The organism is Kitasatospora sp. cg17-2, from assembly GCF_054031055.1.
Genome location: NZ_CM132923.1, coordinates 6,753,044 through 6,773,903, shown reverse-complemented (window position 1 = coordinate 6,773,903; position 20,860 = coordinate 6,753,044). Strand labels below are relative to the sequence as shown.

Annotated in this window: 19 protein-coding genes; 16 read left to right on the top strand and 3 right to left on the bottom strand. The window is 74.7% G+C overall.

Going from position 1 to position 20,860, the window contains the following annotated elements; translation table 11 throughout:
• Positions 1–193: 193 nt before the first annotated feature.
• From ACW14Y_RS28565 to ACW14Y_RS28525, 9 genes are all read left to right on the top strand, one after another.
• On the top strand, positions 194–1,762 hold the full coding sequence (locus ACW14Y_RS28565) for an ABC transporter substrate-binding protein (protein ID WP_456983804.1): 1,569 nt from the start codon (positions 194–196) through the stop codon (positions 1,760–1,762).
• Positions 1,759–2,763, top strand: coding sequence for an ABC transporter permease (locus ACW14Y_RS28560; RefSeq protein WP_380307420.1), 1,005 nt, complete (start codon positions 1,759–1,761; stop codon positions 2,761–2,763). Before ACW14Y_RS28565 ends, ACW14Y_RS28560 begins: the two co-directional genes overlap by 4 nt.
• Positions 2,750–3,604: an ABC transporter permease gene (locus ACW14Y_RS28555; protein ID WP_380307422.1), complete on the top strand. Its 855-nt coding sequence runs from the start codon at positions 2,750–2,752 to the stop codon at positions 3,602–3,604. Before ACW14Y_RS28560 ends, ACW14Y_RS28555 begins: the two co-directional genes overlap by 14 nt.
• A complete protein-coding gene (locus ACW14Y_RS28550) occupies positions 3,601–4,668 on the top strand; it encodes an ABC transporter ATP-binding protein (protein WP_456983803.1) in 1,068 nt (355 codons plus the stop codon). The genes ACW14Y_RS28555 and ACW14Y_RS28550 overlap by 4 nt, the downstream gene beginning before the upstream one ends.
• Positions 4,665–5,714 (top strand): ABC transporter ATP-binding protein, encoded by a 1,050-nt coding sequence (locus tag ACW14Y_RS28545; protein WP_402723565.1) that lies wholly within the window; start codon positions 4,665–4,667, stop codon positions 5,712–5,714. Before ACW14Y_RS28550 ends, ACW14Y_RS28545 begins: the two co-directional genes overlap by 4 nt.
• 135 nt (positions 5,715–5,849) lie before the next feature.
• The gene (locus ACW14Y_RS28540; RefSeq protein ID WP_456983801.1) at positions 5,850–6,989 is read left to right on the top strand and encodes a PucR family transcriptional regulator; all 1,140 of its coding nucleotides are present in this window, start codon (positions 5,850–5,852) and stop codon (positions 6,987–6,989) included.
• Positions 6,990–7,216: 227 nt separating this feature from the next.
• Positions 7,217–7,630, top strand: coding sequence for a hypothetical protein (locus ACW14Y_RS28535; protein WP_380441326.1), 414 nt, complete (start codon positions 7,217–7,219; stop codon positions 7,628–7,630).
• A 121-nt stretch (positions 7,631–7,751) separates the two neighbouring features.
• On the top strand, positions 7,752–8,027 hold the full coding sequence (locus ACW14Y_RS28530; protein WP_380307432.1) for a hypothetical protein: 276 nt from the start codon (positions 7,752–7,754) through the stop codon (positions 8,025–8,027).
• Complete coding sequence (locus ACW14Y_RS28525; protein ID WP_380307434.1) at positions 8,020–8,283, top strand: hypothetical protein; 264 nt, start codon at positions 8,020–8,022, stop codon at positions 8,281–8,283. The genes ACW14Y_RS28530 and ACW14Y_RS28525 overlap by 8 nt, the downstream gene beginning before the upstream one ends.
• 22 nt (positions 8,284–8,305) lie before the next feature.
• Here ACW14Y_RS28525 and ACW14Y_RS28520 read toward each other — a convergent pair whose 3' ends face one another.
• On the bottom strand, positions 8,306–9,949 hold the full coding sequence (locus tag ACW14Y_RS28520) for a 4Fe-4S binding protein (RefSeq protein WP_380390081.1): 1,644 nt from the start codon (positions 9,947–9,949) through the stop codon (positions 8,306–8,308).
• Positions 9,950–10,018: 69 nt separating this feature from the next.
• Positions 10,019–10,957, bottom strand: coding sequence for an AurF N-oxygenase family protein (locus ACW14Y_RS28515; RefSeq protein WP_380390083.1), 939 nt, complete (start codon positions 10,955–10,957; stop codon positions 10,019–10,021).
• Between the two features lie 220 nt (positions 10,958–11,177).
• Between ACW14Y_RS28515 and ACW14Y_RS28510 the strand changes: the two genes are divergently transcribed.
• Together ACW14Y_RS28510 and ACW14Y_RS28505 are read left to right on the top strand one after the other, a co-directional pair.
• The gene (locus ACW14Y_RS28510; protein ID WP_456983798.1) at positions 11,178–13,829 is read left to right on the top strand and encodes a SpoIIE family protein phosphatase; all 2,652 of its coding nucleotides are present in this window, start codon (positions 11,178–11,180) and stop codon (positions 13,827–13,829) included.
• Positions 13,830–14,029: 200 nt separating this feature from the next.
• Positions 14,030–14,266: a chaplin gene (locus ACW14Y_RS28505; protein WP_030395042.1), complete on the top strand. Its 237-nt coding sequence runs from the start codon at positions 14,030–14,032 to the stop codon at positions 14,264–14,266.
• Positions 14,267–14,344: 78 nt separating this feature from the next.
• Here the strand turns inward: ACW14Y_RS28505 and ACW14Y_RS28500 are convergent, their stop codons facing one another.
• A complete protein-coding gene (locus ACW14Y_RS28500) occupies positions 14,345–15,694 on the bottom strand; it encodes a glycoside hydrolase family 18 protein (protein ID WP_380312372.1) in 1,350 nt (449 codons plus the stop codon).
• Positions 15,695–15,974: 280 nt separating this feature from the next.
• Between ACW14Y_RS28500 and ACW14Y_RS28495 the strand changes: the two genes are divergently transcribed.
• From ACW14Y_RS28495 to ACW14Y_RS28475, 5 genes are all read left to right on the top strand, one after another.
• Positions 15,975–16,448 (top strand): carboxymuconolactone decarboxylase family protein, encoded by a 474-nt coding sequence (locus ACW14Y_RS28495; protein WP_456983795.1) that lies wholly within the window; start codon positions 15,975–15,977, stop codon positions 16,446–16,448.
• A gap of 113 nt (positions 16,449–16,561) precedes the next feature.
• A complete protein-coding gene (locus tag ACW14Y_RS28490) occupies positions 16,562–17,482 on the top strand; it encodes an RNA polymerase sigma-70 factor (RefSeq protein ID WP_380312376.1) in 921 nt (306 codons plus the stop codon).
• Positions 17,483–17,819: 337 nt separating this feature from the next.
• Positions 17,820–18,884, top strand: coding sequence for a hypothetical protein (locus ACW14Y_RS28485; protein WP_456983793.1), 1,065 nt, complete (start codon positions 17,820–17,822; stop codon positions 18,882–18,884).
• 175 nt (positions 18,885–19,059) lie between these two features.
• Complete coding sequence (locus ACW14Y_RS28480) at positions 19,060–20,121, top strand: SGNH/GDSL hydrolase family protein (protein WP_456983791.1); 1,062 nt, start codon at positions 19,060–19,062, stop codon at positions 20,119–20,121.
• 70 nt (positions 20,122–20,191) lie between these two features.
• Positions 20,192–20,782, top strand: coding sequence for a chitin binding peritrophin-A domain-containing protein (locus ACW14Y_RS28475; protein ID WP_456983789.1), 591 nt, complete (start codon positions 20,192–20,194; stop codon positions 20,780–20,782).
• Positions 20,783–20,860 lie beyond the last annotated feature (78 nt).

Below are 20,860 nucleotides of genomic sequence, written 5' to 3'. Positions count from 1 at the left end.
ATGTGAAGTTTGCACAACTGCCAATTGGCAGTTGTGCCACTTCCAAAAGCTGGGCTCGTACGGCGATCGGTCCGGTCGGGACCGCCCGTCCTCCCCTCCCTCTCCCCCGCTTTTCCCTCGCTCCCCCTCGCTCTCCCCTTGGCGCTCCCCGCCTTCCCCACTCCCCCGCCCCCACCGAACCCCACGAGGAACCATGAAGCGGCACACGCACGTTCTGGCAACCGCGGTCTGCACGGCGGCCCTCGCCCTCACCGCCGTCGCCTGCTCCGCCTCCGACGACACCCTCTCCGGCGGCGCCGCGACCGGCTCCGCGCCCAAGGACGACGGACCCGCCGTCGACGGCGGCACCCTGCGCATCGGCCTCGACCGGCCGTTCACCAAGCTCGACCCGGCCGACAGCGGACTCACCTCGATGCCGATGATGATCCTGGCCAACGCGCTCTACGACCCGCTGATGACCAACGCCGACAACGGCGCCGTCCAGCCCCACCTGGCCAAGTCCTTCACCCCGAACGCCGACGCCACCGCCTGGACGCTGGAACTGCCCGGGGGCGTCACCTTCAGCGACGGCAAGCCGCTGGACGCGCAGGCCGTCGTCGACCACGTCAACCGGCTCGCCAAGCCCGAGGCCAAGTGCAGCTGCGCCGTCGACGCCGCGAGCATCGGCGCCATGACGGTGGACTCCCCGACCTCCGTCGGCTTCGCCCTCAAGGCCCCGAACGCCGCCTTCCCCAACCTGTTCACCCGCTCCCTCGGCTACATCTCCGAGGCCCCCGCCGGCCCCGACACCCCCGCCGTCGGCTCCGGCCCCTACACGGTGGAGAGCGTGCAGCCCGGCGTCTCCGCCACCCTGGTGCGCAACCCCGGCTACCGGGGCCCCCGGGGCCACGCCGACAAGCTCGTCTACAAGGTGCTGCCGGACACCGACAGCCGCTACCAGTCGCTGCGCTCCGGCGACGCCGACCTCGTCTGGACCGAGACCCCCGCGCAGTACAAGCAGGCCGCCGGCGACGGGCTGCGCGCCGCGACCGGCCCCGGCTCGACCTCCACCGTGCTGTTCAACACCAAGGCCGCGCCCTTCGACGACCCGAAGGTCCGCAAGGCGCTCCAGTACGCCGTGGACCGCTCCGCCGTCGAGCGGGTCGTCCACCTCGACCAGGGCAAGGTCGCGGACGGCCCGATCGGCTCCACCTCGCCCTACCGGGGTACCGCCGACAGCGGCTACCCCGCGCACGACGCCGCGAAGGCCAAGGCCCTGCTCGCCGAGGCCGGCCACGCCGACCTCGCCTTCGACTACCTGGTCGACAGCCGGCCCGAGGCCCAGCAGCGGGCCACCGTGCTCCAGCAGATGTTCGCCGAGGCGGGCGTCCGGATGACCATCAAGCCGCTGGACCAGGCGGGCCTCGGCACCGCGATGTACCAGCGCCAGTTCCAGGTGATGGACTTCGTCACCAGCATGTTCGGCGACACCGACACCGCCCTGACCAGCCTGTTCCTGTCCGAGTCCCCCTACAACTTCACCGGCTGGAACAACCCGGTGGCCGCGCGGGCGATCACCGCCGGGCACGGCACCGTCGACCCGGCGCAGCGGGCCCGCGCCTACCAGGAGGCCGCGCGGGAGATCGTCGCCGACGTCCCGATGCTCTTCCTGACCGAGAACCCGGTCGGCTTCCTGGCCTCCGCCAAGCTCGGCGGACTGCCCGACGTGTCGAGGCGGACCGTGGTCAGCGTCTCCCCCGCCGTGCTGTGGGTGAAGAAGTGACACCCGCCCACGCACCCGCCCACGCACCCGCCCTGGCGCCCGTCCTGCGGACCGCGGGGCGCGTCGCCGGACGGGCCGGACGGGCCGCCTCGGTCCTGCTGCTGGTCACCGTCTCGGCGCTCGCCCTGCCCCACCTCATGCCCGGCTCCCCCGCCCTCGCCGCGCTCGGCCCCACCGCCACGCCCGAACAGGTCGCCGCGTACGAGGCCAGGCTCGGCCTGGACGACAACGTGCTGGTCGCCGCCTGGCGCTGGCTCGGCGACGCCCTGCACGGCGACCTCGGCCACTCGCTGTCCACCGGCGTGGCCGTCACCGCCGAACTCTCCGACCGGATCCCGGTCACCCTCGAACTCTTCGTCGCCGCCCAGCTGGTGGCGCTCGGCCTGGCCCTGCCGGTGGCCCTGTACTCGGCCTGGCGGCCGGGCGGCGCGGTCGACCGGATCGCCACCGCCGGCGCGTTCGTCTGGCTCGCCGTGCCCGGCTTCGTGCTCGGCCTGGTGCTGATCTGGCTCGCCGCCGTCCAGCTGCGGATCCTGCCCGCCACCGGCTGGACGCCGTTCACCGAGGACCCGCTCGACAATCTGCGCCACCTGGTGCTGCCCGCCCTCACCCTCGGCCTCACCGAGGCGGCCGTGTTCACCCGCACCCTGCGCGGCCAGCTGATCGACACCCTCGACCAGACCTACGTGGCCGCCGCCCGCAGCCGCGGCATGGGCACGGTGCGGCTGCTGCTGCGGCGCGCGCTGCGGCCCTCCTCGCTGCCGCTGGTCACCCTGGTCGGGATCGGCATCGGGATGTCGCTCGGCGGCTCGGTGCTGGTCGAGTCGCTGTTCGCGGTGCCGGGCGTCGGCACCCTGGCGGCCACCGCGATCGCCGGCCGCGACTTCCCGGTGGTGCAGGCCGTGGTGGTGGTCAGCGCCGTCGGCGTGGTGGCGGCCACCGTCGCCGTGGACCTGCTGTACCGCACCGTCGACCCGAGGATCGCCGATGAGCGTCGCTGAGACCGCCCCTGCCGTCCTGCCGGTCCGCCGGACGGCCCTGCGCCGCCCGGCCCCCGGGGTGCTGGCCGCCGGGGCCTGGCTCGCCCTGGTCGCGCTCGCCGCCCTGCTGCTCCCGCTGCTGCCCTGGTTCGACCCGCTGCACGGCGACTTCGCCCACCCCTCCGCCGCCCCCGGCCCCGGCCACTGGCTGGGCACCGACGCCGCCGGGCGGGACGTCCTGCAACGCACCGTGGCGGGCGCCCGCGCCTCCTTCGCCGTCGCCGGGCTGACCATCACCGTCGGCCTGCTCGGCGGCGGGGCGCTCGGCCTGGTGGCCGGCTGGTTCCGGGGCCCGGTGGACAAGGTGATCGGCTTCGCCACCGACCTCCTGATGTCGGTGCCCTCGCTGATCCTGGTGATGATCACGGTGGCGCTGCGCGGTCCGAGCCTGACCGTGATCGGCTCCCTGATCGGCCTGTTCACCGTGCCGCACTTCACCCGGGTGGTGCGCGCCGTCGTGCTGTCGCTCAGCGAGCGCGGCTTCGTCCAGGCCGCCCGGATGATCGGCACCGCGCCGCTGCGCATCCTGCGCCGCGAGGTGGTCCCGCACGTCGCGCCCGTCGCGCTGACCTTCGCCTTCACCGCCACCACGGTCGCCATCGTCGCCGAGGGCTCGCTCAGCTTCCTCGGTTTCGGCCTGCGCCCGCCGGAGCCGTCCTGGGGCGGCATCATCGCCGAGGGCCGGACCACCCTCGGCAGCGCGCCGTGGATCTCGCTCGCCCCCGCGGCGGTGCTCTGCCTGACCGTCCTCGCCCTCAACTACCTGGGTGAGCAGCTCCGTTCGAAGGGAGGCCGGGGATGACCGCCCCCGTCCTGGAAGTCCGCTCGCTGGACACCACCCTGCACACCCCCGACGGCCGGACCCTGCACGTCCTGCACGGCATCGACCTCAGCATCGACGCCGGGGAGTGCCTCGGCGTCGTCGGCGAGTCCGGCTCCGGCAAGTCCGTGCTGGCCCGCACCGTGCTCGGCGTCCACCCCCGCACCACCCGGGCCACCGCCACCGGGCGGATCCTGCTCAACGGCGAGGACCTGCTCACCGCCGCCCCGCGCCGGCGCGCCGAACTCCTCGGCACCGGCGTGGCCATGGTCCACCAGGACCCGATGACCTCGCTCAATCCGGTGGTCCGGATCGCCGACCAGGTCACCGAGTCGCTCACCAACCGCCGCCGGATGCCGCGCCGGGAACGGCTGCGCACCGCCGCCGAGCTGCTCGCCGCCGTCGACGTGCCCGACCCGGCCCGGCGCGCCCGCGCCTACCCGCACGAGCTGTCCGGCGGGCTCCGGCAGCGGGTCGGCATCGCCGCCGCGCTGGCCGGCTCCCCCGCCCTGCTGCTCGCCGACGAGCCGACCACCGCGCTCGACGTCACCGTCCAGCGCACCGTCCTCGACCTGCTCGACCGGCACCGCGGGACCCGGGGCCTCGCCACCCTGCTCATCACCCACGACATCGGCCTGCTGTACGGCCGGGCCCGGCGGATCGCCGTCATGTACGGCGGGCGGATCGTCGAGACCGGGCCCACCGAGGCCGTCACGGAGGCACCGGCCCACCCCTACACCGCCGCGCTGCTGCGCTCGGTGCCGAGGGTCACCGGGCCGCTGCGCCGCGTCCTGCCCGCCGTGGCCGGCTCGCCGCCGGACCTCTCCCGGCCGGCCGTCGGCTGCCCGTTCGCGCCGCGCTGCGAGCGGGCCGAGGCGGTCTGCTCGACGGAGGCGCCCCCGCTCCACCGGGCCGGCGACGGCCACACGGCCGCCTGCCACTTCCCGCTCACCGTGCCGCCCGGCCCGGCGTCCGCTCCGTCGGCCCCGTCCACCGTGCCCGCCCCGGCGGCCGCGTCCGTGCCGAAGGCCCCGGAGACCGTATGACCCCCGTCGTCCCCGCCCCAGCACCCGCCCCCGAACCCGCCTCCCCCGTCGTCCTGCGGGCCACCGGGCTCTCGGTGGTCCACCGCACCCGCTCCGGCCCGCTGCACGCCGTCAGCGAGGTCGACCTGACCCTGCGCGAACGCCGCACCCTCGCCCTGGTCGGCGAGTCCGGCTCCGGCAAGAGCAGCATCGCCAAGGCCCTGCTCCGGCTGCCCCCGCCCACCGCCGGCACCGTCACCGTGGACGGCACCGACCTGGCCGCCCTCGCCCCCCGCGCGCTGCGGGCCCTGCGGCCCCGGCTGCAGATGGTGTTCCAGGACCCGGTCTCCTCGCTCAACCCGCGCCGCACCGTCCGCGACCTCGTCGCCGAACCGCTCGACGCCCACCCCGACCCGGCCGTGGACCGCGCCGCCGTGGTCGAACGCCAGCTGGAGGCGGTCGGGCTGCCGCTCGCCCTGTTCGGCGACCGCCGGCCCGCCCAGCTCTCCGGCGGCCAGGCGCAGCGGGTCGCCATCGCCCGGGCGCTGGCCGCCGAACCCCGGGTCCTGATCGCCGACGAGGCGGTGTCCGCGCTCGACGTCTCGGCCCAGGCCACCGTGCTCAACCTGCTGCGCCGGCTGACCGAGGAGCGGGGCCTGGCGAGCCTGTTCATCTCGCACGACCTCGGGGTGGTCCGCGCGGTCAGCGACGACGTCGCGGTGCTCCAGCTCGGCCGGCTCTGCGAGCAGGGCCCCACCGAGGAGGTGCTCGCCGCCCCCGCCCACCCCTACACGGCCGCGCTGCTCGCCGCCGTCCCCGAACCCGGGCGGCCGCTCGGCGACACCGGGCTGCTCCCCGCCGACCCGCCCTCGCCGCTCGACCCGCCGTCCGGCTGCCGGTTCCGCACCCGCTGCCCGTTCGCCGACGAGCGGTGCGCGCGGGAGGTGCCGGGGCTGCGCGAGGTGGCGCCGGGGCGGACGGTCGCCTGCCACCGGCCGCTGCTGCCGGTCGCGGCCTCCCCGGCGGTCTCCTCAGTGGCTGGGGGTGCGGGCCGGCCGAACCGATAACATGCCCGGGCTGGGTGGCCGGCCGACCGGCCCGCGGCCCGGCGGTCCGGCCGACCGGCGGAGAGGCCGATCGGCCGACCGGTCGGCCCGCCGGACGGCCGCACCGCACCAACGGGCCGGGGCGGACACGACAGCATGACGGCGGCCAACGGAACCGGTACCCCGGGCACCCCCGGCACCCCTGACATCCCCGGCAAGCTGGCCGGCCACTGCCTGGCCCTGTTCACCGAGGTGTCCCGCACCGGCCGTCTGCTCCGCCGCACCGAACTGGAACGGCTGCGCGACCTCGGCGAGCGCGCCGCCGAGGCCGGCCACGGACTGCGCGACCTCGTCGGCGTCTGCCTCGGCGCCACCCGCACGTCCTGGCAGACGTTCCCCGGCCTCACCGCCGTCACCACCGCCGAGGTCCGGCGCACCGGCGACGCCGTGCTCGCCGCCACCCAGGCCGCGCTGGGCGCCGTCGCCGAGGGCCACGAACGCGCCCAGCGGATGGCCGTCCGCCAGGAGGAGGCCAACCGGCGGGAGCTCGTCAACGACCTGCTGCACGGCCGCACCGACCTCGGCCGGCTCGCCGAACGCGCCGAACGCTTCGGCCTGCGGCTCGCCGCCGGCTACACCGTCGCCGTCGCCGTCGGCGCCGAGCCCTACCTGGAGGGCGCGCCCACCCCGCACCGGGTCCTGCGCGAACTCACCGGCCGCTACGACGACCGCACCCTGCTGCTGGCCGTCCGCGACGGGCGGCTGGTCTGCATCGCCTCCGACGGCGAGCAGGCCGTCCTCGCCGCCTTCACCGACCTCGCCCTGCGCCCCGGCCCCGGCTACCCGCCGGCCCTGCGGGTCGCCACCGGCCGCCGGTACGGCGGCACCGGCGGCATCGTCCGCAGCTACGAGGAGGCGCTCGCCACGCTGGAGTACGCGGAGCGGCTCGGCCTGCCCGCGGCCCGGCTGCGGGCCGAGGAACTGCTGGTCTTCCCGGTGCTGATGCGGGACCGGGAAGCCATGGCCGACCTGGTGCGGACGGTGCTCGGCCCGCTCACCGCCGCACGCGGCGGCGCCCGTCCGCTGCTGAGGACGATCACCGTCCAGGCCGAGGCCGGGTACGTGAACGCGGAGACCGCCCGGCGGCTCGGGCTGAGCGTGCGGGCCCTCGGCTACCGGCTGGAACGCATCCGCGACCTCACCGGCTACGACCCGACGGAGGCCCTGCACCGCTACACCCTGGAGACCGCCGTGATGGGCGCGCGGCTGCTCGACTGGCCCGACCAGCCGCTCTGATCCGTTCCGTCAGACGTTTCGGACGGGCCCGCGTTGCTTGCGGTTTCCGGATATTTTCAGGGTGTCAAAGCAGCGTCAAGATTGCCGGATCCTGGCAGTGTGCGGAGGCTCCGCCCCTGACAGGATCACTGCGGCGCACGGGGGATCCGGCGCTGTAGGAAAGAGTCCGGGGGGCGGGTCGGTTGCGGGGGAATTTCAGAGCCGCACCTGGCTTCCCGACTCTGGTGGTGACCGCTGAGTACTGGATGCTGGCCCTGCTCAGCGGCCTTGGCGCCGACGTCGTGTCCGGGGGACACGACGTCGGCCACGCCACCGGGACCCGGAACGGGGGGTGCGGCGCCGATCCCCATGTCGACGCCGTGCCCGGGGCTCTTCCGGACGACCTCCCCGGCGACCTGCTCGCTTCCGAACCCTTCCCCCTGGTCGGCCGCTCCTGCTTCGTCCTCCCGGGCGACGCCACCGCCACCGGCGGCTTGGCCGAGGTCACCCTGGACGACGGCTCCCCCGCCCTCATCGCGGTCCGCACCCCACCCGGCGACCCCGTCGTCCCGGCCGGCCGCACCGCCCTCCTCCACGCCCACGACCCGGCCACGGACAGCTACCTGATCACCCAGCTGGACCTGGGCGCCCTCTTCAGCTGACGGTCCGACGATCGGACTTATTCGGCTCGGACGTGGCGGGTCACGGGTGGAGGGTAGGTTCGGAGCGCGGCATCCTGAATGCCGCCGTTCCCGCCCGCCCCCGGCCACAGCGAGGCAGCAGATGAGCGCCCAACCCGTCCAGCCCCGGCTGCCGTCCGCGGGTCCGCGGACGATCCGCGAGTTCCGCGGGATCCTGACCGGCTCGGACCTCGCACGCTTCAACACCGAGATCGAGGACGTCCCCCTGCACGAGCTCCGGGACTACCTCAAGGCCTGGCAGCACCTGTTGCACCTGCGCACCGTCCCCGAGATCGAGCACGCCCTGCGGACCGCCTTCGACCGGCCGGGAACGCCGCTGGCCGATCTCCTCCCGGAGTGGGCCGAGTCCGATGTCTGACCTGCTGCCGGTCTTCCTCGACGACGCCGTCCGGCCCGCCGTGGCCGGTCTCACCGCCGACCAGCGTCGCCGGTTCCTGGGCGTCCTGCGCAGCATCCGACGCGACCCGGAGCTGGGGCTGCCGTACACCCCCGGGGACGATGTCTCCGGTCGCATCGTCGTCGTCCCGGGGGACGAGGCGACCCCCGGAATGACGCTTGGCTACCGGGTCAACGAGGACGAACTCCGGATCGTGCTGCTGCTCGTCGGCCCCTGAGCAGCAGCACGCGACCGCCCCGTCATCGTCGGGCCGCCGCCAGGAGGGCCGGGACGGTGGGGAGTTTGACGCGGGGGCGGCCGGTGGCTTCGCCGTGGGCGCGTTCGGCGCGGTCGATGGCGCGGAGGTGGCGCAGGCCGAGGGCGTCGGGGCGGCGGGTGCGGACCAGGCGGTCGAAGGTCCTGCGGTCGCCGGTCGGGTGGGGCAGGGTGCCGGCCACGGCGTCGTCCAGGAGGGCGTGCACGGTTTCCTCGGCGCAGGCGCGGTTGGCGCCGATGCCTCCGGAGGGTCCGCGTTTGGCCCAGCCGACGAGGTAGGTGCCGGGCAGCGGGCGGCCGGTCGCCGGGTCGAGGACGCGGCCGCCCCGGTGCGGGACGCTCGCGGTGGCCTCGTCGAAGGGCAGTCCGGGGAGCGGGACGCCGCGGTGGCCGATGGAGCGGACCACCAGGGCGGCGGGCAGGGGCTGCTCGTCGCCGGTCAGGCGGACGGCCTCGACCCGTGCGCCGCCCAGGAGTTCGAGGGGCGCGGCGTGGAAGCGCAGCACGATCCGGCGGCCCGGCCGGGGCGGGGCGGCGCCGTCCGGGCGTTCCAGCGGGAGGCCGGCCAGCAGGGCCGCGGCGGAGCCCTCGGGCGCGGCGGCCAGGGCCGCGCGGACCTCGGGCCGGTCGTCCACGACGACCTCGACGCCCGGGAGCCGGGTGAGGGCGAGGAACTCGGGGGTGGTCCAGGCGGCGTGCTCGGGCCCGCGACGGGCGGTCAGGACGACCTCGCGGAGCGGGCTGCGGCGCAGGGCGGCGAGGGCGTGGTCGGCGATGTCGGTGGCGGCGAGCCGGTCGGGGTCGGTGAGCAGGATCCGGGCGATGTCGAGCGCGACGTTGCCGTTCCCGATCACCACGGCCCGTTCGGCGCCGGGGCCGGTGCCCGCGCCGAGGGCCACCGCGTCGGCGGGCACGGTGGGTTCGGCGTTGTACCAGCGGACGAAGGTGGTCGCGGGCAGGCTGCCGGGGAGGTCCTCGCCGGGCACGTCGAGCCGCCGGTCGGCGGCGGCCCCGACCGCGTACACCACCGCGTGGTGGTGGGCGGCGAGTTCGGCGTGGTCGAGGTCGGTGCCGACCTCGACGTTGAGGTGGACCCGCAGCCGGGGGTCGTGGAAGACGGAGGCGAAGCTCTCGGCGATCCGCTTGGTCGACTGGTGGTCGGGGGCGACCCCGTGCCGGAGCAGTCCGCCGGCCACGGGCAGCCGGTCGATCATGGTGACCTCGGCGTCGGTGGTGCGCAGCAGGGCCTGCGCGGTGTAGCTCGCGGAGGGTCCGGTGCCGACGACGGCGACCCGCAGCGGGCCGGTCCCGAGGTCGAGTCCGGCGGGCAGGCTGCGCGGGAAGGCGGGTGCGCCCCAGGCGTGGTCGGTGGGGTGGTCGCGGTACCAGTCGCGGTTGAGGTCGCCGTAGACGGCGTCGGGGCCCTGGAGCCGGTCGACCGGGAAGATCGCGTCGACGGGGCAGGCGTCGGCGCAGGCGCCGCAGTCGATGCAGGCGGCCGGGTCGATGTAGAGCAGGTCGGTGCGGCCGAAGTCGGGTTCGTCGGGGGTGGGGTGGATGCAGTTGACCGGGCAGACGGACACGCAGGAGGCGTCGTTGCAGCAGGACCGGGTGATCGCGTAGGCCATGGCGGGGGCGGGGTTCCTCGCTGGGTGGGGTTCGGCGTGGGGCTGGACCTGGGGGGACGGGCGCGGCGCTCAGAGCATGTGGATGCGGCGGTAGAGCTTCGTCGACGGCCCGGTGAGCAGGCCGTTCTCGGCGAGGAAGGCCATCAGGTGGCGGCTGCTGGTGCGCATCATGGCGCGGCGGTGCTCGCTGGCGCGGACCTCGGCAAGGGCCCGGGCGACGTCCAGTCCGGCCGCCTTGTACACGGACGGGTGAACCATGCTGGTGACGATGACGTACGCGCCGGCGGCGATGCCGAAGGCGGCGTTGCGGCGACGCAGCGTGCCCGCCCCGCGCAGCCGTTCACGGATCTCCTGGCGGGCGAACTTCATGTGCCGGGACTCCTCGACCACATGGATCCGGGACGTCCCGCGGACGATGTCGAGGACGTTCTCGCCGCGCATCCAGTCGCGCTGCATGACGTCCAGCACCTCTTCGGCGACCAGGATGCCGCCGTAGGCGAGTTCGCCGCGGGCGAGGGCCTTGTAGGCGCGCCCGGCCTGGGCGACCACCTGGTTGGGCTTGTACTGGGGGACGCCCATCTTCTCGCAGGCCCGGGCGAACATGATCGAGTGGCGGCACTCGTCGGCGATCTCGGTGAGCGCGAAGCGGAACTCGGCGCTGGCCGGGTCCTTGAGGTACTGGTCGCGCAGCACCATCTGCTGAAGGATCATCTCGAACCAGATGCCGGTGGTCATGATCGAGCCGACCTCGTGGCGGGTGAGCACGACCCGCTGCTCCTCGGTCATCTCCGACCAGAGCGCGGTGCCGTAGAGGGTGCTCCACTCCGGGTTGAGCCCGTAGTGCCCGGGCTCCAGCGGGGCGTCCCAGTCGATCTCGGTGGCCGGGTCGTAGGAGAGGGTCGCGGCGGAGTCGAGCAGCCGCTTGGACACGTCGTCGTCGGCGGCGGTGTGGGTCCGTCCGTGGCCGCCGGGGGTGAGGGTGGGGGTGCGTTCCGCCGAGTGAGCCATGGCTGCCTCCGTCAGGTGCGTGGCCTGCGGGGACTCGCCACCGCGGCGTGGGCCCGCCCCGCTTATTGACGGAGATTACAATAAGAGCGGGCGCCCGAGAACCCCCCGTGCGCCGCCTCCTGTGCGACGGGGCGGCCGGCGGGGACTGGCGGGCTCGGCGGGCCGGAGGATGATGGAGAGATCGCGGCCGTGATCCCGCCGACGGAGAGGAGCCGACCGGATGAGCACGGCGGACGCCCTGCAGCGTGGCCGATCCCCCTTCGTCGACAACGCCGTCGGAGCACTGCTGGACGCGGACGGCCTGGTCGTCCGCTGGACCCCGGAGGCGGCCCGGCTGTTCGGCCTCGACACCCGGCGGGTCCACGGCCGGCCGGTGCACGAGCTGCTCGCCGACCCCTCGGGGTGGCCGGCGATGTCCGAGCTCACCGAGCGGCAGCGGGCCGAGGGCTGGTCCGGCGAGGCGGTGTTCCGCTCCGGCCGGGGCGAGCTGCTCCCGCTCTCCTTCCAGGTCCTCCCGCTGGACGCCCCGGCGGCCCCCGCGACCCCGGACGGCCCGGGCACGGCGCGCTACTTCGTGCTCGCCGCCCCCACCCCGCAGATCGCCCGCTGGCGCCAGGACCAGGCGTTCACCAGCGAACTCTTCCTCCAGGACCGGGTCGGCCTGGCCGTCTTCGACGAACGGCTGCGCCTCGTCCGCACCAACACCCATCTGCTCCCCTACAGCGGCCTCCCCCCGGACCTGCGCGGCCGCCGCCTCGGCGACTTCCTCCAGCCGCAGGACGCGGCGGCCGTCGAACGCGGACTGCACGACGTGCTGCGCACCGGCCGCCCGCTGATCGGCGCGGAGGAGATCGTCCGCACCATCGAGGACCCGTCCGGCGGCGCGGTGATGGCCATCTCGGCCTTCCGGCTGCAGGCCCCGGACGGGCAGGTGATCGGGGTCACCGCCCTGTTCACCGACGTCACCGAGCTCCACCGCTCGGGCGAACGGCTCGCCCTGCTGCACCGGGCCACGGCCGCCGTCGGCGGCTCGCTGTCGGTCGGCGGGACGGCGGAGGAGCTGGCCGCCGTCCTCGCGCCGCCCGCCGCCGCCCGGACGGACCCGCCGGCCGGCCGGACCGTCACCGGCGCCGGCACCGGCACCGGCACCACCGACCCCGGCGCCGCGCCGCCGCCGGGCCTGGCCGACCTCGCGGTGGTGGACGTCGCCGAGGCCGTGTTCACCGGCGGCGAGCCCACCCCCGGACGGGACGGGCGGGTGCTGCTGCGCCGCGCCGCCGTCGCGGTGTCGGCCCCGCCCGGCGCACCGGCCGCGGGCCCGGGCGGCCCGGTCGCCCCGCCGCCACCACCCCCGGTCGGGGCGGCCGTCCACGCGCACCCCGACGAGCAGAGCGTGCACACCGACTTCCCGGCCTCGATGGCCGTCCCGCTCCGGGCCGGCGGCAGGCTGCTCGGCCGGGTGGCCGTCCACCGCGCGCCCAACCGGCCGCCGTACCTGCCGGCCGATCTGGAGCTGCTGCGCGAGATCGCCGACCGGGCGGCGCTCGCCCTGGACAACGCCCGCCGCTACGCCCGCGAGCACCGGGCCGCCGTCGGCCTCCAGCGCAGCCTGCTGCCGCCCTCGCAGGCCGAGACCTCGGCCGTCTCCACCGCCAGCGTCTACCTGCCCACCGACACGGCGAGCGGGATCGGCGGCGACTGGTTCGACGTGATCCCGCTGTCCTCCGCCCGGGTGGCGCTGGTCGCGGGCGACGTGGTCGGGCACGGCCTCGCCGCCAGCGCCACCATGGGGCGGCTGCGCACGGCGGTACGGACGCTGGCCGACCTCGACCTGGAGCCGGACGAACTGCTCGTCCACCTGGACGACCTGGTGGCCCAGCTGATGGTGGAGGCGGAACGGCCGGACGAGGACGAGGACGGGGAGACGTACCAGGACGGGGACGGGGACGGGCTCGACGGCGGGACCGGCACCATGGACAGCCCCGGCGCGGCCTCCCGGCCCCCGGTCGGCCACGGCCTGTGGCTGGACGGGACCGGGGACGGCGCGGACGAGCAGCAGACCGTGCCGTTCGGCGCCACCTGCGTCTACGCGGTGTACGACCCGGTGTCGCGGCGCTGCGCGATGGCCTCCGCCGGGCATCCGCCGCCCGCCGTCGCGGCGCCGGACGGCCGGGTGACCTACGTGCCCCTCCGGCCCGGACCCCCGCTCGGCGTGACCGGCCTGCCGTTCGAGGTGACCGAGGTCGAGCTGGAGCCCGGCAGCCTGCTCGCGCTCTACACCGACGGGCTGCTGCTGGGGTACGCGGACGACCTGGAGGAGGGCATGGACGCGCTGTCGCACCGGCTGGCCGCCGCGGCCAACCCGCCGGAGGGCGCCGTCACCCCGGCCGGGGCCTCGTTGCGGCAGCTCGGCCGGGACCTGGTCGCCGACCTGCCGGCCCACCGCCTCACCGACGACGTCACCCTGCTGCTGGCCCGCACCCGCGAAGTGCCGCCGGCGGACACCGCCGGCTGGACCCTGGACGCGGACCCGTCGGGGGTCGCCCGGGTCCGCGAGGCCGCGACCGCGCAGCTGCGGCAATGGGGACTGGAGGAGCTGGAGTTCACCACCGAACTGGTGCTCAGCGAGCTGGTCACCAATGCCATCCGGTACGCGGGCGGCCCGGTCGGCGTCCGGCTGATCCGGGCCGAGCGGCTCACCTGCGAGGTGTCCGACCCCAGCGCCACCCAGCCCCGGATGCGCCGCGCCCGCCTCACCGACGAGGGCGGCCGGGGGCTCTACCTGGTCGCCCAGCTCACCACCCGCTGGGGCAGCCGCTACACCCGCCGGGGCAAGACCATCTGGGCCGAGCAGGAGCTCCCGCCCGGCTGACCGCGGACGCCGGGCGGCCGCTGCCGGCGCGCGCCGGGACGACGGGCAGGGCCGGTGCCGGGACGCCGGGCAGGGCCGACGCCGGTACCCGATCGGCCGACACCGGGACACGCCCGCGTTCCGACCAATCCGGGGGGATCGCGGCCCTCCACCGGTGTGATTGGTGCTCTGATCTGCTGACTCACCCACCAAGGAGAGACATGCGTACTCGCACCGCCCTCGCCGCCGGCGTCCTCGCCGTGGCCGCCCTGCTCGCCGGCGCCGGCACCGCCTCCGCCGACGCCGCCGCCAACGGTCTGGCCTTCGGTTCCCCGGGCGTGCTTTCCGGCAACCAGATCCAGATCCCGGTCCACATCCCGATCAACGTCTGCGGCAACTCGATCGGCGTCATCAGCGCGCTGAGCCCGGCGTTCGGCAACACCTGCATCAACGCCTGACCCACCGGGTCGCCACGCACCACGACGCGGGCCCGTCCCTCCCGGGGACGGGCCCGCGTCCGTGTGCCGGGGGTACGGCTACCGGCGGCTCAGGCCCTTGTCGATCGCGGTGATCAGCTCACCGTTCGGGGTGTCCCCGTCCAGCGACCAGATCATGGCCCCGCCGAGGCCCTCGCGGCGCACGTACTCGGCCTTGGTGCGCAGCACGGTGGCGTCGTCGTACGTCCACAGGGTGGTGCCGTCGAACAGCCACGCGTGGCCGTTGCGCTGCCCCCGGTACAGCTTGTAGGCGCCGGAGTCGGCGAGCTTCTTCAGCGCCTTGTAGTCCTCGGTGCCGGCCGTCCAGGTGGCCGGGGCGGGCCCGGCGGCGGGCTGGCCGAGGCCGTTGCCGCCGCCCGTGACGCCCGTCCAGCCCTGGCCGTAGAAGGGCAGGCCGGTGACCAGCTTGCGGGCCGGGGCGCCGCGGCGCAGCCAGGCGTCGACGGTCCCGTCCAGGCTGAAGTCGTTGCGCGCGTACAGCGCCGACTGCTGGGCGGTGGTCTTCTCGCCGGAGACGTGGAAGTCGTAGCCCTGGAGGTTGACGAAGTCGAAGTCCCGGATGATCTTCGAGACCTCGAAGCCCGCGTCGATCTTGGCGGGGGCGGTGGGCACGTAGGCGCTCAGCTCGAAGTGCTTGCGGCCCTTCAGCGTCCGGCCGTAGGCGTCCACCTGGGTGCGGAACTCGTGGACCAGCTTGGTGAAGTTCTGCTTGTCCTCCGGGCGGATCCCGTTGCCGGGGTTGCCCTCGGAGCCCGGCCACTCCCAGTCGAGGTCGATGCCGTCGAAGATCCCGGCCGCCGCGCCCGCGCCGCCCCGGGCGCCGTCCTTGGGCAGGTTGCCCTTGAGGTAGAGGTCGATGCAGGAGGAGACCAGCGCCTTGCGGCCGGCCTCGGTGCGGACGGCGTCCGAGAAGTACGCCGAACCGCTCCAACCGCCCAGCGAGATCATGACCTTGAGCTCGGGGTGCTTCGCCTTGAGCTCACGCAGCTGGTTGAAGTTGCCCGCCAGGGCCTGCCCGTCGGTGTCGGCGACGCCGTTCACCGCCTCCTCCGCGCCGACCGGGCGGACGTAGTCGGCCCAGCCGTCGGAGCCCGGGCCGCCGATCTGGCAGGTGCCGGCCGAACCGACGTTGCCGAAGGCGTAGTTGATGTGGCTCAGCTTGCCGGCGGTGCCGCTGGTCTCCAGGTCCTTGACGTGGAAGTTGCGGGCGTAGATGCCCCACTGGATGAAGTACCCGACCCGCTTGTAGGCGGCCCCGCCGTGGCGCGCGGAATCGCCCGCCCCGTCGAGGTCCGCGGCCGCGGCCGCCGGGGCGAGCGGGGCCAGCAGCGCCAGGACGGCCGCGGTGGCGGCGCCGAAGGTCAAGCGGGTGGAGAGTCGGTGACGCATGGTCGAGATCACCCCTAGTGCGGTGGGCCGCACGATCGTGGGAACGGTGGACGGCGCAGGGAGTCCGCAGGGTGCGCCCGTAGCGGGCGGCGACGACTCTTCACGCCAAGGTCTATACCTGTCAACGGACTTCGCAAAGGTTTTGCAAAACGGAAGGGAACCCGGCGAGTGGCGGGCGTCACACCGGGGCGTGTCACAGGGCGCCGGGCTGTTCCGTCCTGAGGGGTGAGGCACCGACCACCACCGAGGCACCACCGACCACCACCGAGGAGCACCCACCATGGACGCGCGACTGAACTTCTTCGCCAACCCGACCGGCGCCAGGGCCATCAAGGTCCTGATGGGGCTGGGCAAGGAGATCAAGGCCATGCCGCTGCCCGCCGCCACCCAGGAGCTGGTGGCCCTGCGGGTGAGCCAGATCAACGGCTGCGCCTTCTGCATCGACATGCACACCAAGGACGCGGCGGCGGCCGGGGAGACGGCCGTGCGGCTGAACCTGGTCGCGGCCTGGCGGGAGGCCAAGGTCTACAGCGAGGCCGAGCGGGCGGCACTGGCCCTCGCCGAGGAGGGCACCCGGGTCGCGGACGGGGCCGGCGGCGTCCCCGACGAGGTCTGGGCGAAGGCCGCCGAGCACTACGACGAGGAGCAGTTGGCGGCCCTGGTGATGCTGATCTCGTTCATGAACCTCGCCAACCGGGCGAACATCATCACCCAGCAGCCGGCCGGCGACTACGTGGCCGGGCAGTTCCACTGACCGCCGCGGGTCCGCCGTCCCCGGTCCGCCGAGCAGGGGACGGCGGACCGCGGCGGCGGGCCACCCGTCATGATCATTTCGAGAGCTGTCCGTCCGAGGGAGAGGAAACCGGCGTGAGCAAGGTCGAGGAGTTCGAGGAGCTGCGGCCGCTGCTGTTCTCGATCGCCTACCGGATCCTCGGCAGCGTGGGCGAGGCCGAGGACGCCGTGCAGGAGGCCTGGCTGCGCTTCGACGCCTCGCCCACCCGGCCCGATTCGACGAAGGCCTTCCTGTCCACCACGGTCACCCGGATCTCCATCGACGTGCTCCGGCTCGCCCGGGTCCGGCGCGAGGCGTACGTGGGCCCGTGGTTCCCCGAGCCGCTGCTCACCGACCCCTACGCCGACCCGGCCCGGGCCGCCGAGCTGGCCGACTCGGTGTCGATGGCGGCACTCCTGCTGCTGGAGCGGCTCAGCCCGCTGGAGCGCGCCGTGTTCGTGCTGCGCGAGGTGTTCGGCTTCGGCTTCGACGAGGTCGCCGAGTCGGTGGGCCGCTCCGAGGCGGCCTGCCGGCAGCTGGTGGTGCGGGCCCGTCAGCACATGCGGGAGGGGCGGCCGCGCTTCGAGGCCGAGCGCAGGGAGCGGGACGAGCTCGCGGCGCGCTTCTTCGACGCCCTGCGCGAGGGCGACATGGCCGGGCTGCAGGAACTGCTGGCGGCCGAGGTGACGATGGTCGGCGACAGCGGCGGCAGGACCCCGCAGCTCGCCCGGGCCGTCGCCGGCGCCGCGAACGTCGCGAGGCTGCTCGCCGCGATCGTCCCGCTGATGGCCCGGATCGACGTGACCTTCGAGCCGCAGGAGGTCAACGGCCGGCCCGGCGCCGTGTTCCGCGACGGCGAGGGCCGGGTGCTCACCGTCCTCGTCCTCGACGTGCTGGACGGCCGGATCGGGACCGTTCGCTCCGTCACCAACCCCGACAAGCTCGCCCACCTGGGACCGGTCGCCGACGCCTGGGCCGTCCACGAGGAGCTCAAGCGGGCCCGCCGGTCGTCCTGAGGCGGCGGCAGGACGACCGCGCGAAGCACCGAGGACCCCGACCGGCCGTTCCGCCGCGCGGAGCACCGAGTAAACTCTTGGTCAAGACTTTGTGAGCACCGAACCAGGCGCGTTCCCGGGTCGGACGTGATCGCTTCCCACCGGAACGTGTCGGCCAGGACCGTGTCGGCCAGGACCGTGTCGACCTGGCCGGTGCCGACCCTGGAACGCGCCGACGCCGACCGGGCGCGTCCGGGACTTCGGCGGATCGAGGGCGACGGCGGTCGGGAACCCGACCGTCCACGTCGGAGCGGCACCCGCCGTACCCGGCGCCACTTCACCGGAGGAGAGATTCCGCATGCGCCTTCGTCACGCCCTGGGGCTGACGGTCGTGGCCACCACCGCCCTGCTCGGCCTGTCGGTCCCGGCCGTCGCCGGACCGGCGGCCCAGCTCCGGACCTCCCTCGACCCCCGGACCTCCGTGCTCAAGCCCGGTGAGCGGGTGCAGGTACTGGCCTTCGACGACAACTCGCTGCTGAACAGCGGCGCCCACTACGGCCTGGGAGTGTGGGCCCGGTTCTCCGCGCTGGGCGCCGCCGGCCAGCCCTTCAGCGACAAGACCGTCAGCTCGACCGCGATCGGCGCCACGACCGACGGCACGGTCCACAACGTGGTCGCCGCCGGCAGCCGGGTCTTCATCGCCGACCGGCGGATGACGGACAGCCGCTGGTTCCCGTGGGGCGAGATCACCTCGGCCGGTGCGGCCGGTCCGCTGCCCGGCACCCCCCAGCAGATCGCCGTCGCCGCCATAGGCCGCAAACTGCACGTCCTCGCCCTGGTCGACGGCAAGGTCCACCAGGCCACCGGCGACTGGAACACCGGCGCCTGGTCCGGCTGGGGCGACGTCAGCTCGGCCACCGGCCTGCCCGCCGGCACCCGGATCGCGGCCGCCGTCACCGGGAACTCCCTGCACGTCGTGAGCCTCGGCCTCGACGACGGCGTCTACGTCGCGGACGGCGACTACGACCGGGGCACCTGGCGCGTCGGCGAGCCGACCGCCCTGCTGGGCCTGCCCTCCGCCGTGGCGATCGGCGAGCTCTCGGCCGCCGCGATCGGCAGCAAGCTGCACATCGTCGCCGAGGCCAACGACCGCCTGTACCAGGCCACCGGCGACTACGCCGCCGGCTCCTGGGTCGGCTGGGGCGACCTCACCGCCGCCACCGGCCAGGTCGGACCGCTCGGCTGGGTCGACCGTCTCGCCGTCGCCGCCGTCGGCAACAAGCTCCACCTGTACACCCTCAGCGGCCGCGGGATGTACAACGCCACCGGCGACTACGACCGAGGCACCTGGTCCGGCTGGGGCAATGTCACCCAGGCCGTCGACGCCCCCGGTCTCTCCGACCTGGCGGTCACGGCCGCCTGACGGCCCGCTGGCACCCACTGTGATCCCCCGTCCGAGTGCCTTCGGCCGGGGGATCACGAATGACTCCGATCGGTCGCCCCGATCGGCGGGAGCGGCCCGGCTGTGGGGTGATGGGTACTGCGGTGCGCGGATCGTTCGTGCATCGACTGTGCGTCGTCCCGTCCCCGGAGGAACCGTGCGACTCCCCGCGACCCGTCCGCGCACGCGAGTGCCGCTGCTGGCGCTGACCTTGCTGGCGCCGACCGTGCTGGCGCTGTCCGTACTGCTGCCCCCGGTCGCGGCCGAGGGCAACGGCGGCCGCTACGAGTGGGCCGTGCTGGGCGACTCCTACACCGCCGGCCTCTTCATCGGGGACCCCCGGCCCGCGCTGGGCAGCGCCGCACGGGACGGGTGCGACCGGACCGCCAACGCCTACCCCGACCTCGTCGGGCGGGCACTTGCCGCCCACCCGCCGGGCAGGCCCGTGCACCTGACGGACGTCAGCTGCGACAACGCCGCCATCGGCAACATCACCCGCGAGCGGCAGCGGCCCACCAGCCAGGTGCGGCCACCCGGCGGGGACCCCGCCGGCTGGCCCGAGGTGGATCCGCAGCTCCGGCGGGCCCGGCTCGGCGACCGGACCGACGTCGTCACCGTCGGCGTCGGCGCGATCGCCCTGCCCTTCGGCGAATGCCTGGAGCTCACCCTCGCCCACCTCTCCTGCGCGGCGTACTTCACGGATCCGCCGGAGGGCGTGGAGGGCCTCGCCGCGAAACTCGCCCGGATCCGCGAGGAGTACGGCCGGATGCTCGGCGCGATCCACCGCGCCGCACCGCACGCCAGGGTGGTCACGGTCGGCTACCCGGCGATCCTGCCGGAACGGGGCAGCGCCTGCCGCGGCGGCCCGACGCAGCTCGGCCCGATCACCCCCACCGACATCGACTGGCTGCGCGAGGACGCACTGAAGGCGATGAACACGATCGTCCGGACCGAGGCGGCGAAGCGCGGCGACCGGTACGTCGACCGCTACACCTCCAGCGTGGGTCACGACGTGTGCGCGCCCGAGGACGCCCAGTGGATCGAGGGCATCTGCGGCGACGCCGAGCCGTTCTGGCCAGCCACGGTGCCCGGGGGCCTGCCGTTCGACTGCCCCGCCATCGGCAAGCGCGCCACCCTCCTGCACCCCAACGCGAGGGAGCACGCCAACGCCGCTCCCCTGGTGGAGCGCGCCGTGCGCGAGGCCCTGCTCGACCGCTGACGGTCTCCGGAGCCCAGCAGTTCGCTTGTTCGGCTCATGCCGTGCCCGCACCGTTCCTAGGATCGGCGGAGTGAAGAAGACACTGCTGTCCCTGGCCGTCCCGGCCCTCGCCCTGGTGTGTGCGCTCGCCACGCCGGCCACCGCCGCCAGCAACGAGTACACCGGCCTCTCCCGCCCCTGCCCCGGTCCCAACCAGTACTACGGCGACCCGAACGATCCGACCAAGTCCTGGGAGTGCTCGAACGGAGTCGCCTACCAATTCGAGTGCCCCGCCGGCCTGTGGTGGGACACCAAGCTGCTGACCTGCAACTATCCCGACCAGGTCCTCGTCGACCAGAAGAGCACCACCACCGCCGGCCCCGCGCACCTGCGTCTCCTCCCCCTGGGGCTGACCGGCCTGCACGCCCACGTCGACACCGGCGCCGGTATCGGCCCCTGGGCGGACGTCACCTTCACCGCCGCCGACGGCACCGTCCTGTGCGCCGCGCAGGCGGACGGCAACGGCAACGCGTCCTGCGACGCGTCCCCGGGCGTCCTGGGCCTGGTCGCCGATCTGCTGACCGGCTACACCGCGACCTACCGGGGCCTCGGCGACGACCACGACGGCAGCGCCGCCGTCGTCCGGTCCTCCAGCGGCCACGGCACGATCGCCCTGCTCTGACGCCGGCCAGCGCCCGGGAGGACGGGACGGAGTCGTTTCTCTCCCCGGAATGTGGGGGCCGCCGAGGTGCTCTCGGCG